This is a genomic window from Galbibacter sp. (assembly GCF_035306585.1).
Classification (GTDB): Bacteria; Bacteroidota; Bacteroidia; order Flavobacteriales; family Flavobacteriaceae; genus Galbibacter.
Map to the genome: position 1 here is coordinate 1 of NZ_DATGNU010000124.1, position 12,348 is coordinate 12,348.

A 12,348-nucleotide genomic window follows, 5' to 3' on the forward strand; every position below is an offset into this window, starting at 1 on the left:
TACACTCTTGCAACCGCGGTTTTTCTTCTACCGATTTTGTGAATTACTTCCATTATTTAAGATCGTTTAAGTTAATTGCAGTTGGCTTTTGAGCTTCATGATTGTGCTCAGTTCCAGCATACACTTTTAGGTTACGGAATAAATCTGCACCTAATTTAGTCTTAGGTAGCATTCCTTTAATCGATTTTTCTAATAAACGCGTAGGGTCTTTTTTGAATAACTCAGTCGCATTTATTTTTCTTTGACCACCTGGATATCCAGTGTGACGGATGTATTCTTTTGCATCCCATTTTTTACCGCTGAGGTTGATCTTTTCTGCGTTGATGATAACAACGTTATCTCCACAGTCAACATGCGGTGTGTAATTAGGCTTGTACTTACCTCTAAGTAGTTTGGCTACTTTAGAAGAAAGACGACCTAGTGCCTGACCTTCAGCATCCACTAAAACCCACTGTTTGTTTACAGTCGATTTGTTAGCTGAAATTGTTTTGTAGCTTAATGTATCCACACTAACTTTTTTAAAAAATTAAACATTCCATTCCCATTCCCATACGAAAAGTTGGGATAATGGGGTGCAAAAGTACAATTATTTCTATTATTTGCAAATAAGGAATGTGAATAATTTAATGCCACAAATTGGTTGGTTCCTAGGGATTTATCGTTAATGTGCTTCAAGCCAGTTAACACCCAGTCCGATCTCAACATCAAGTGGCACCTTGAGCTGGAAAGCATTTTCCATTTCTGACTTTATAAGTTGGGTCACCGTTTCTATTTCTTCTTTGTATGCATCAAAAACCAATTCATCATGAACCTGTAATAACATTTTAGTTTTGTAATTACCAGCCTTTAGTTTCTCCTGAATGCGGATCATGGCAATTTTAATGATATCAGCTGCGCTTCCCTGAATAGGAGCATTGACCGCGTTGCGCTCAGCGGCTCCTCGTACTACTTGATTTCGAGAATTAATATCTTTTAAGTAACGCCTTCTACCCAATATGGTTTCAACATATCCGTTATCCTGAGCGAAGTGAACTTGTTTGCTTATATAAGCCTTTAGTTTTGGATAAGTCTGGTAATAGGTGTCGATGAGTTCCTTGGCTTCGCTTCGACTTAAATTGGTTTGATTGCTTAACCCAAATGCTGAGACTCCATAAATAATACCAAAATTAACGGTCTTTGCATTGCTACGTTGTTCACGGGTAACCTTGTCTATATCCACTTTAAAGACCTTTGCTGCAGTTGAGGCGTGAATGTCTTCCCCGTTCTTAAAGGCATTGATCATAGTGTCCTCATCGCTTAACGCTGCAATAATTCTCAGTTCTATTTGCGAATAATCTGCTGCAAGTAAAAGGTAATCTTCACTTCGAGGAACGAAAGCTTTTCGAACCTGTCTGCCTCGTTCTGTTCGAATAGGAATGTTCTGTAAATTTGGATTGTTTGAACTCAATCGTCCAGTGGCCGCGACGGCCTGACTATAGATCGTGTGAACACGACCCGTTTTCGGGTTCACCACTGTAGGTAGCGCCTCTATATAGGTGCTTTTTAATTTGTTTAATTGTCTCCACTGTAGAATATCTGAGACGATCCTATTCTCTTTCGCTAGGTAAGAAAGGACCTCTTCAGCGGTAGAGTATTGTCCGGTTTTTGTCTTTTTAGGTTTATCTACTAGTTTTAACTTATCAAATAGTATCGGCCCTAACTGTTTTGGTGAGGCAATGTTGAATTCTTCACCAGCTTGACTATAAATCGCCTGTTCTAATTGTAATAGATCGTTGTTGAGATCCTCTGTCAAGGAGTTTAAAAAGGCCGTATCAAGACCAATCCCTTCAATTTCCATCGCGGATAATACCTTCACTAAGGGAGACTCTATTTCAGTAAATACTCTCTCAGCATTGTTTTGTTTTAATTGTTGCTCGAAAATAGTGGCTAATTGTAAGGTTATATCTGCGTCCTCTACAGCGTACTTGGTTTGCAATTCGAGCGGAACGCTGCGCATGTTTCCTTGGTTTTTGCCTTTTTTTCCAATGAGATCCTCTATAGGGATTGTCTTGTAATTGAGATAGGTCTCTGCTAAAATATCCAATTGATGCCTCATATCGGGATTGATCAGATAATGGGCAATCATTGTGTCGAAGATCGGGCCTTCTACTTTTATTTCGTAATTAGAAAGCACTTTTATATCATACTTTAAATTTTGACCTACCTTGGTAATGTTTGGGTTTTCAAAAAAGGCTTTAAAAGGCTCTAATAGTTGTTTTGTTTGTTGTTGATCTTCAGGGAAACTCATATAATATCCACTACCAGCCTCCCAAGAAAAAGCACATCCTATCAATTGAGCCTCTAGCGATTTTAGACTTGTTGTCTCGGTATCAAAACACACGCGTTTTTGTTTAAGTAGCATTTCGAGTAACAGTTTTCGAGACAACTCACTATCCACATGTTGATATAAATGAGCTACTTGATCAATGGTTTTCAACCCAGATTCTACAGTGAACCCTGTGGTTTGATCATTGGCTGGGTCATTAAAAAGATCCAGCTGTTGATCTACCGTATTTGAGATCTTAGGGGCTGTCGTGGTAGCGGGAATAGTTTGATCACTTGGTAGAGGGCTGAAAGTTTTTAAAAGGTTTTCTGCAAGCCTTCTAAATTCCAACTCTTGAAAGATCTCTTGAACCTTAGGTAAATCTGGAGTGTTTAATTCAAAATCTTTCTCGTTAAACTCCACAGGAACATCCAGCATAATTCGCGCTAAATCCTTAGATAATAACCCTAATTCAGCATTGGCCTCTACCTTTTCTTTCATTTTACCTTTAAGCTGACTTGTGTTGGCTAGAAGGTTCTCCATGCTACCAAATTCTTTGAGGAACTTTTTAGCAGTTTTTTCTCCTACACCAGGAAGTCCGGGTATATTATCTACCGCATCTCCCATCATTCCTAAAAAGTCAATTACCTGTTCTGGTCTTTCTACCTCAAATTTCTTTTGAACCTCGGGTATTCCCCAAATTTCAATACCGTTACCCATACGTGCTGGTCGGTAAACAAATATGTTTTCTGATACCAATTGTGCAAAATCTTTATCTGGGGTTACCATAAAAACTTGATAATTAGCCTTTTCGGCTTGTTTGGCAAGTGTTCCAATGATATCATCCGCTTCATATCCAGGTTTGACTATACAAGGGATATGCATTGCCTGAAGGATTTGTTGTATAATGGGTACTGCAATTTTAATAGCTTCGGGCGTTTCATCACGATTGGCTTTATAAGATTCAAACATCTCTAGACGATCTTTACTTCCATCTTTGTCAAAGGCCACAGCGAGATGATGGGGTTGTTCTCTTTTTATGAGATCCAATAAAGAATTCATAAACCCTAATATGGCCGAGGTATCCATGCCTTTAGAGTTAATTCTTGGGTTTTTTATAAAAGCATAGTATCCTCTGAATATTAAAGCATAAGCATCTAATAGGAACAGTTTCTTCTTCTCGGACATGATCGTCGATGTTTTAAATTGCAATTGGTAAAGTTAAAAAAGTTCTAGGAGTTGGTCGTCTAGGTTTACAGATCAATTTTTACATTTAACTAAAAGAGTTGATTTTCTTATTGTTATGACTTCACATAACTATCCGATGGGTTGTCGCTCTGCCCACTTGCATCGTATTTACTATAACTAAATCCAGGATGTATACAATAGGAGGCGGTTTCTCCTAGTTTATTGATGGCTAAAAAGCCCACTTGAAAGTCTTTGTAATTTTTATTCTTTGATACAATTCTGTGAACTGCTTCTTTACAAGCTTCCAAAGGCGATTTACCTTGTCGCATCAGTTCTACAATTAAAAAAGAACCCACGGTTTTCATAACTTCTTCACCTACTCCAGTAGCAGTAGCGCCTCCAACTTCATTATCAATAAATAACCCAGAACCTATAATAGGGGAATCGCCCACTCGTCCACCTACCTTATAAGCCATTCCACTAGTGGTACATGCTCCCGAAATATCGCCATTTTTATCAATGGCCAACATTCCGATGGTATCGTGGTTCTCGATATTGATGATGGTTTCGTATTTGGATTTTTTTTTCCATTGTAACCATTCTTTTTTAGATTGCGGAGTGAGTAGGTTTTCTTTTTTAAATCCCTGTTGGTAGGCAAATTTTTCTGCACCTTTTCCGGCCAGCATTACATGTGGAGTTTCTTGCATTACCTTTCGAGCAACAGAGATCGCATGGGTGATGTTCTGAAGGTACACTACGGAACCGCAATTTCCTGATTTGTCCATAATGCAAGCATCTAAAGTGACATGACCATCCCGGTCTGGTCGACCGCCTTTTCCTACGGTTTGATTATGAATATCGGCTTCTTCAATGCGTACCCCTTGTTCAACCGCATCAAGAGATGAACCGCCAGAGTCCAGGACTTCCCATGCCTTTGAAGTGGCATTGTGGAAGTTCCATGTACAGACCACAATAGGAACATTCGCCTTGTTAGATGTTTTTGTAATAGATTCAGGGAGCTGATCATTCCAAGAAGATAATAGTGGAATGGAAAGCAGTCCACTGGCACCTAGGCCAGTCTTTTTCAAGAATTTTCGACGTTGCATAACGGATTGTTGATTATTTTTACGTATTAAATATAAGGATATGTTGATAGAAGTTTGCTCAAATTCTTTGGAATCTGCAATAAATGCAGAAAACGGAGGAGCGGATCGTATTGAGCTTTGTGCCGAACTAGAAGTAGGGGGGATTACACCAAGTCACGGAACTTTGAAGCTGGTATTAGAAAAGTTGTCTATTGCTGTTTTTGTGCTTATTCGTCCTAGAAGTGGAAACTTCACTTATAGTGATGCCGAATTTCAAGTAATGAAGGAGGACATTATATGGTGTAAGGAAAATGGCTGCAGTGGGATAGTCTCTGGGGTTTTAAATGAAGATAACTCTTTAGATGTTAAACGCACCCGTGAATTGATTCAGTTAAGTGCTCCCTTACCTTTTACTTTTCATCGGGCCTTTGACTGGGTTAAAGAACCACAGCAAGCAATCGAGGAACTTATTAATATGGGGTGTGTTCGGATTCTAACTAGTGGTCAACAGCCGACCGCTTTCATGGGAATGAAAAAACTGTGTTTGCTTAATGAGCGCTTCGGTGATCGTATAAAATTAATGCCTGGAGGTGGTATTAATGAAGATAATATTTTAGATTTTGTGCAGGCAGGTTTTTCAGAAATTCACTTTTCTGCCAGCCAACCAGTTTTGCAACTAAAATCTAATATTCCTTTAGCTTTCAATTGTAACCTTTATGATGAACGTTATGTTCGCCTGACAAATGCGACCAAAGTGGCTGAACTCGTTTCTTTAGTTAAAAAATATTAAAAATGCCTTTATTCCTCAGCAGATGAGGTACTTTTGAAAAAAAAATAAACTATGTCACGATTTATGATCGTTTTAGGAGTGTTGTATATTATCGGTGCTATATACGGTTTTCAGGCATTCCGCACCTTGGTAAGAAACCCATATATACAAGTTATCTACGGTCTTGCCTTTATAGGGGTACTAGTGAATCTATACCTGCAATTTAATCACTTTGATCGATCTGAAGGAATCAATACTGGGATGGGCGTAGCTGTTGGGCTCTTCCTAGCCTTTGCTGCCCTGGGATTATGTAGTGGTTTTTTTATGCTTATGGAAGATGTTTTCCGTGTGGTAAGATGGGGCATAAGTAAGATTACTACCACTGCTGAACTTTCCGCTGGTAATTTTCCATCGCGTAGGAAATTTGTAAGTCAAATTGCTTTGGGATTAGCCTCTGTTCCGTTTTTATCACTTTTATATGGGATGTATAAAGGAAAATATGATTACCGAGTACTTAGCTATACATTGGAGTTCGAAGATCTTCCAGATGCCTTTGACGGTTACCGATTGACACAGATCTCTGATATTCACTCTGGAAGTTTGGATAACAAGAAAAAGATCGAATATGTGGTTGACTTGATCAACAAACAAGAGTCTGATGTTGTACTTTTCACAGGCGATTTAGTCAATAACGTTGCTTCAGAAATGTATCCCTGGAAAGAAACCTTTGGAAAAATAAAAGCCAAGGATGGAACCTTTTCAGTTTTAGGAAACCACGATTACGGTGATTATGCCGATTGGTCCTCTGAAGCCGATAAGAATGCTAATTTGGAAGAGTTAAAGCAAATCCAGAAAGATATGGGATTTGATTTACTTTTGAATGAAAATCGATTTTTAGAAAAAGACGGTCAGCGCATTGCCTTAATTGGAGTAGAGAACTGGGGTGAAGGAGGGTTCAAAAAGGCAGGTGATCTGGAGAGCGCGATCAAAGATGTTAAGGCATCTGATTTTAAAATACTAATGAGTCATGACCCTTCGCATTGGGAGCATCAGGTAATCAATCACCCATATCATTACCACCTTACCCTTAGTGGGCATACTCATGGAATGCAATTTGGTGTTGAAATCCCTGGCATTGTGAGGTGGAGTCCAGTACAATACCGTTATAAGTATTGGGCTGGAATCTATGAGGTGGCTGGACAGTATATTAATGTCAATAGAGGGCTTGGATTTATAGGCTACCCAGGTCGTGTAGGAATCTGGCCAGAGGTTAGTGTTATTGAGTTGAGGAAAAAGCCTAAAGCTACTGTGTAATATCGCACAAAAAGTGAATGGAATCCAATATTTTGATGCGCAGTTTTACTTTTTTTTAGTACATTTGAGTTAAACAGCCGTTAAAATTCAGTATGTATGTCAAAGTTTGGGGAGTTAATTGCAGGTAAAGTTCCAGTACTTTTAGACTTTTATGCCGATTGGAACGATTCATCCACATCAATGCACCCTGTTCTTAGGGAGGTTGCAGCTTCCTTAGGAGATAAAGCGCGGGTTGTAAAGATCGACATTGACAAAAACCAAGAGCTTGCTGATGCACTACGCGTTAAAGGTTCACCGACACTGATGATTTATAAAAATGGTGAAATGGTGTGGCGTCAAACTGGAGAGCAAGATGCTGAAACCCTCATTGGATTGCTTCAGGAGTATCTTAAATAATTCATATACTACAAAGTCGAACACTGATAACCATTTTCATTTAGATGGCTTAATACCCTGGGAAGTGTTTCTTTTAATATCGGATAAGATTTAACACTATCATGAAACACGACGATGCTTCCGGGTTTAATGTTTTCAATCACGTTTTTCGTACATTTCGCGGCGCTGTTTTTTAAATCAAAATCAGCACTCAAGATATCCCACATAATAATGTTATACCCCTGTCTTTGGATGGCTCTGGTAGCCTTTGGGGATATTCTACCATAGGGCGGTCTAAACAATTTTTTAGAATTAATTGAAAGCTGCTCAAAGAGATTTTCGGTTAATTCGATGTTATGAAGGTAGTCCTCTAAAGAGTGTTTATAACAGTGGTAATGATTATAGGTGTGATTTGCGATGGTATGGCCATGTTTTTGTATCCGCTCCATAATCTGAGGGTGCTCATGTACGTTCTTTCCTACACAGAAAAAACTAGCCTTTGCTTGATGCTTTTCTAGTTGGTCTAAAACAAAGTCAGTGATCCTCGGTGTTGGTCCATCATCAAAGGTTAGAAATACTTCTTTCTGAGATGTTTTAATATTCCAAATTTTGCTTTTAAAAACCCATTTTAAAAGCTTTGGGGTTTTAACGACATACAATTTCAAAGCTACTCAAATTTGTTCAAACAAAAAGGACTCCTAGGCACCTTTAGGGTGCTCAGAAGCCTTATGTTTTTATTGAAAAGCGGTATCCAATTCCATTATCGCAGAGTCTACTGGAATTTCTGGAGCCGCATCTCTGATAGGTTGTTGATCTTGTAATTCCTGCTCCGTTGGTTGCGTTGGACGTGCTCCACCGTAGAGATTACTAAAGCGCTCTAAATACTCGTTAAATGTTTGTGTTTCAGGCATTCCAAAATCTTTCGTATCATAACGAACCACAATGTCCAGTAGACTTCTGTAACGCTGCACATCAGATACGATTTCTGATGCGTATTGATATTGTTCCTCTACGGGTAAATGACTATAGTAATTAAGGCTTTCTTGATATTTTTTCACGATGCCCTTATAGAGCTCTCTAGCTTTGTCACGTTCATCCACTTGATAGTAACCTTGAACATAGGGCTCTAAGAATACGTAATATCCGAAATATCCGAATGGCATTTTTTCCATAGCTAGATCTAGAATCTCTTTGGCGCGCTGTTTATCGCCCTGCTTAAGGAGTTCTTCGGTTAACCTTGCTAAGTTTCCACGATAAGAAATACTGTTTTTACGTGTTTCAGGATCGTGGTAGATATCTGGAGACTCGGAATTTCCCCAATCCCAATCCATGACAATATCATACATAAGATCTGGATCCAATCGACCCATTTGATATGGATTGTTTTGATCGACTGCTGTTTTGATTGGTACAAGTTTATATACCAGGCCATCCAATTGTAAGTAATCTTTCATCCACATATACTCTGCAGCATCGAAGCTACCTCCAGTGAAATAAATTGGACGCTCCCAGTTGTTGTTTGCTAACAGATCAAGCATTAACAACCTGTTTTTGGTCAGTGCTGACTTTGGCAGATCAATGTCGATATAGTCCACAATCTGAGAGGAATCTTTTTCTTTAACCAACCCGGTTTCCAATACAGTTTGTTTGTTTACGGGAACACGTATTTTATTGGTCGGATAGAAAACTAAATTGAGGTAGCTTTCTGGATATTGGCTAGGGTCGCCACCTTGTTTTTTAATGAGCGTTCTAAAGGTATTTTCGTCATTACTCACCCAATCCATAAATCGTTTAATATCCCATCGTTCATCAGTTAGCTGCTGATAGTATACTACATCGCGAATACCATAAGCGTATTTATCATGGGTGAGTTGGGAGGGAATCGGCTTGCTCTCATAGGCAGCCCTTTTCATTTGATCAATATACCAATCGGTGGCAAATAAACTAGTATTGATCGTACGAACATCCGTACGATAGCCTTCTATTTCTTGAGCGTACCAGAGGGAGAAGGTGTCATTATCTCCAATGGTGAAAAGGAGGGCTCCTGCATCTTCTTGAATTGAATCCAAATATGATTTAGCCATTGATTGAGCGGTATAACGATTCGAGCGATCATGGTCATCCCAGTTTTGACTCACCATCACCACTGGCACGGCAAGTACACAAACGGTAATCACCACTGGAGCTAATATTTTTGGCTTTAGGTATTTTTTAAACTCTTCAAATAAACCGTAGACTCCTAGTCCTATCCACATAGAAAACACAAAGAAGGATCCCACTAATGCATAATCCCGTTCTCTTGGCTCGAACGGTCTTTCATTCAGGTAAACCTTTAGGGCTAATCCCATGAATAAAAATAGGATAAAGAGTATCCAAAAAAGTTGTTTGTCGGTTTTAAATAGGAATAATAAACCGATAATTCCAAGTATAAGAGGTAGGAAAAAATAGGTGTTTCTGGCTTTGTTTTCTAATACATCAGTAGGTAAATGATCTTGGGATCCAAGATGCCACTCATCTACAAACTTCACGCCACTTAACCAGTTTCCATGATTGTCGAGTTTTCCTTGAATGTCGTCTTGTCGACCTACGAAATTCCACATAAAATACCTCCAGTACATATAACCCATTTGATACTCAAATAGGTAACGCATGTTCTGCAAAAAGCTTGGTTTCTCTACGTTTAAAAAGCTGCTGAATTGCTTTATAAAGTCCACATATTGCTCCTCATCAATGGTTCCATTCTCTAGATCGCGTTTGAATTGAGAAACTGCATCGGTGAGTTGTCTTTCACTTCTATATTGTGGTTTGACTTGAATCTCTAGAGGACCAGTAATCTTCATGTAATTTGCAGCGTGTTCACTACTCCACATTCTTGGCAAAAACCCTAGGTGATTACTATTAGGGGCTACTCTGGCATCTTTATAGTGGTTGACAATTATATATTTTCCTGCTTCATAATCTCTTTCGTACTTAGGTTTATCATCCATATACGGATCATCTGGATCCTGTCCTGCAAAGGCATCCGAATACATGGGGCCATAAAACAAATGGGTTTCAGGATATTGTTCTAAGTTGTAATATGCCAGTAATTGTCTGGCATCCGTTGGGCTATTTTCATTGATTACTGTACCTGCGTTTGCTCGTATAGGAATCATCATCCAGGTAGAAAATCCGATCAGTATAAACATCACACTGAGCGCAATGGTGTTTAAGAGCTTGTAATCTTTTTTTCTGGTATAGGTGAGTGCAAAATAAAATAGTGCAATGACTAATATCCCTGCAATGATCGTTCCTGAGTTAAAAGGAAGTCCAATACTATTGACGAAAAAGACTTCTAAATAACCGAAGAATTTCATCACATTGGGTAATAGCATTTTGAAAATAAACAGCAATACTCCTACAGAAACTAAAATGGCTATAATAAATGATTTAGCAGTGTACTTTTCATTATTTTTAAGGTAATAGATCATTCCAAGAGAAGGGATGGTTAGAAGAGCCATAAAGTGAACTCCAAATGATAAACCTACTACTAGGGAAATCAAAACGAGCCATCTATGTCCTCTTGGCGTATGCATTTCATCGGCCCATTTAAGCCCTAACCAAACCATAATGGAGGTTAGAAGCATGGCCATAGCATAAACCTCGGCTTCTACAGCGTTAAACCAAAAACTGTCTGAGAAGGTAAAGGCTAAAGCTCCAACAAATCCACTACCTAAAATAGCGATATAACTCCCAACGCTTAATGCTCCTCCTCTCTGAGCTAATTTTTTAGTGATGTTTGTAATGGACCAGAACATAAATAAAATAGCGAAAGCACTTGAAAATACGGACATGTGATTTACAGTAACAGCTATTGCTTCTGCCTCTAGAGAGAACATAGCGAAGAAAGCACCCATCATTTGAAAGAAAGGAGCTCCTGGAGGGTGTCCCACTTGTAGCTTGGCTGAGGTCGCTATGTATTCACCTGCATCCCAAAAACTTGATGTTGGTTCTACCGTGAGATGGTAAGTCAATAAAGCAATCGCAAAAACTATCCATCCTAGAATAGTATCCCATTTTTTAAATTGTTCTGCAGACATCTATGTTTATTTCTAGTATATTATGATATATAACAGGCGAATTTAAGAAAATATATAAGAATGTAAATTACTTTTCAAAAATGTTAACAACCAAGGGCCTAAAGTTGGTATTTCTCAAGGCTTTCACTCCTAAATCCTCCTCTGATTTTCAAGGTGAATAAAAAATAATTTAAAAATGTTTGTGCATATCAAACTTTGTTATAAATTTGCACCTGCTTTTACGGATGATACGTTTTAAAGCACATTTTACTGGCCTATGGTGTAATTGGTAACACAGCTGATTTTGGTTCAGTCGTTCAAGGTTCGAGTCCTTGTAGGCCAACAAGAAAGCCCTTAAAAACTACAGTTTTTAAGGGCTTTCTTGTTCTTAATAGGCAGCAATGAATTAAAGACGTTTTCCCATGACCTTTTTTCGGGATCATTCCCAAAAGTTGTGTTTATGCAAAAATTGTAGTTAATCTAAAAAGGAAGAATTCTACGTTTTTTCGTCTTATGGTTATTCTTAATTTGTGCTCAACAATGACGGTAAGAGCACTTCGTAAAGAACAAGTGAATAATTTGATAACGAACATTTTACTCTTTGGTGAAAGTCGTATAATATTTTTTTGTATATTTGCACCGTTGAAAGTGAATAATCTATTTCAGAGGGGACGGGCAGTCCCCTCTTTTTATACTAATTATAGATGTTGAAAGAAGAAGTAACAAGGCTTTTAAATGAAATTCTAGAGGAGAAACAGTCATTGTTTTTGATTGATTTTTCGGTGAGTTCCGACAATAAAATAAAAATAATTATTGACGGTGATAAAGGCGTTACTTTAAAAGATTGTATGGATGTCAGTAGGCATGTGGAGCACAATTTGGATAGAGAGGAATTAGACTTCTCTTTGGAGGTTACCTCGCCAGGTGCTACAGAGCCTATTAAACATCACAGACAATATCGGAAGAATATTGGTAGAAAACTTGAAGTTACTACCAGTGAGAGTAAAATTGAAGGCGAACTTACAGCGGTAACCGCCAATGGATTGCAATTAGCTTGGAAGGCCAGGGAACCTAAACCAGTAGGTAAAGGAAAAGTTACTGTTAAGTACGAGAAAAAAGTCCTTTTTGAGGATATACAAGAAGCTAAAGTGATGATAAAATTTTAATTAAAGAACAGACATGGAGAATCTGGCATTGATCGAATCATTTTCTGAGTTTAAAGATGATAAGCTTATAGATCGTGTAACCCTAATGGCC

The 12,348-nt window shown here is 38.4% G+C and carries 9 protein-coding genes and 1 tRNA gene; 5 read left to right on the top strand and 5 right to left on the bottom strand.

Features of this window, described 5'->3' with window-relative positions:
* Positions 1-52 precede the first annotated feature (52 nt).
* The 3 genes from rplM to VKY50_RS11325 form a co-directional block, all read right to left on the bottom strand.
* The gene (gene rplM, locus VKY50_RS11315) at positions 53-508 is read right to left on the bottom strand and encodes a 50S ribosomal protein L13 (RefSeq protein ID WP_324301920.1); all 456 of its coding nucleotides are present in this window, start codon (positions 506-508) and stop codon (positions 53-55) included.
* A 153-nt stretch (positions 509-661) separates the two neighbouring features.
* Positions 662-3,490: a DNA polymerase I gene (gene polA / locus VKY50_RS11320; RefSeq protein WP_324301922.1), complete on the bottom strand. Its 2,829-nt coding sequence runs from the start codon at positions 3,488-3,490 to the stop codon at positions 662-664.
* 113 nt (positions 3,491-3,603) lie between these two features.
* Positions 3,604-4,596, bottom strand: a complete 993-nt coding sequence (locus VKY50_RS11325; RefSeq protein ID WP_324301923.1) for an isoaspartyl peptidase/L-asparaginase family protein — start codon at positions 4,594-4,596, stop codon at positions 3,604-3,606.
* 40 nt (positions 4,597-4,636) lie between these two features.
* Here VKY50_RS11325 and VKY50_RS11330 point away from each other — a divergent pair, with 40 nt between their 5' ends.
* The 3 genes from VKY50_RS11330 (at position 4,637) to VKY50_RS11340 (ending at position 7,054) form a co-directional block, all read left to right on the top strand.
* A complete protein-coding gene (locus VKY50_RS11330) occupies positions 4,637-5,365 on the top strand; it encodes a copper homeostasis protein CutC (RefSeq protein WP_324301925.1) in 729 nt (242 codons plus the stop codon).
* Positions 5,366-5,416: 51 nt separating this feature from the next.
* Positions 5,417-6,658 (top strand): metallophosphoesterase, encoded by a 1,242-nt coding sequence (locus tag VKY50_RS11335; RefSeq protein WP_324301927.1) that lies wholly within the window; start codon positions 5,417-5,419, stop codon positions 6,656-6,658.
* A 96-nt stretch (positions 6,659-6,754) separates the two neighbouring features.
* Positions 6,755-7,054, top strand: coding sequence for a thioredoxin family protein (locus tag VKY50_RS11340; protein ID WP_324301930.1), 300 nt, complete (start codon positions 6,755-6,757; stop codon positions 7,052-7,054).
* Between the two features lie 8 nt (positions 7,055-7,062).
* On the opposite strand, the gene VKY50_RS11345 is transcribed toward VKY50_RS11340, so the two are convergent.
* Together VKY50_RS11345 and VKY50_RS11350 are read right to left on the bottom strand one after the other, a co-directional pair.
* The gene (locus tag VKY50_RS11345; protein WP_324301932.1) at positions 7,063-7,698 is read right to left on the bottom strand and encodes a polysaccharide deacetylase family protein; all 636 of its coding nucleotides are present in this window, start codon (positions 7,696-7,698) and stop codon (positions 7,063-7,065) included.
* Between the two features lie 69 nt (positions 7,699-7,767).
* Positions 7,768-11,112: a DUF2723 domain-containing protein gene (locus VKY50_RS11350; protein ID WP_324301934.1), complete on the bottom strand. Its 3,345-nt coding sequence runs from the start codon at positions 11,110-11,112 to the stop codon at positions 7,768-7,770.
* A gap of 250 nt (positions 11,113-11,362) precedes the next feature.
* Between VKY50_RS11350 and VKY50_RS11355 the strand changes: the two genes are divergently transcribed.
* Together VKY50_RS11355 and rimP are read left to right on the top strand one after the other, a co-directional pair.
* Positions 11,363-11,434: transfer RNA gene (locus tag VKY50_RS11355), tRNA-Gln, on the top strand.
* A 361-nt stretch (positions 11,435-11,795) separates the two neighbouring features.
* Complete coding sequence (rimP, locus tag VKY50_RS11360; protein WP_324301936.1) at positions 11,796-12,257, top strand: ribosome assembly cofactor RimP; 462 nt, start codon at positions 11,796-11,798, stop codon at positions 12,255-12,257.
* The last annotated feature ends 91 nt before the right edge of the window (positions 12,258-12,348 follow it).

Excerpts from the sequence above, each read along its gene's own strand:
- rimP (WP_324301936.1), top strand. The coding sequence starts at position 11,796 with ATGTTGAAAGAAGAAGTAACAAGGCTTTTAAATGAAATTCTAGAGGAG.
- VKY50_RS11335 (WP_324301927.1), top strand. The coding sequence starts at position 5,417 with ATGTCACGATTTATGATCGTTTTAGGAGTGTTGTATATTATCGGTGCT.
- polA (WP_324301922.1), bottom strand. The coding sequence starts at position 3,490 with ATGTCCGAGAAGAAGAAACTGTTCCTATTAGATGCTTATGCTTTAATA.
- VKY50_RS11350 (WP_324301934.1), bottom strand. The coding sequence starts at position 11,112 with ATGTCTGCAGAACAATTTAAAAAATGGGATACTATTCTAGGATGGATA.
- VKY50_RS11340 (WP_324301930.1), top strand. The coding sequence starts at position 6,755 with ATGTCAAAGTTTGGGGAGTTAATTGCAGGTAAAGTTCCAGTACTTTTA.
- VKY50_RS11325 (WP_324301923.1), bottom strand. The coding sequence starts at position 4,596 with ATGCAACGTCGAAAATTCTTGAAAAAGACTGGCCTAGGTGCCAGTGGA.
- VKY50_RS11330 (WP_324301925.1), top strand. The coding sequence starts at position 4,637 with ATGTTGATAGAAGTTTGCTCAAATTCTTTGGAATCTGCAATAAATGCA.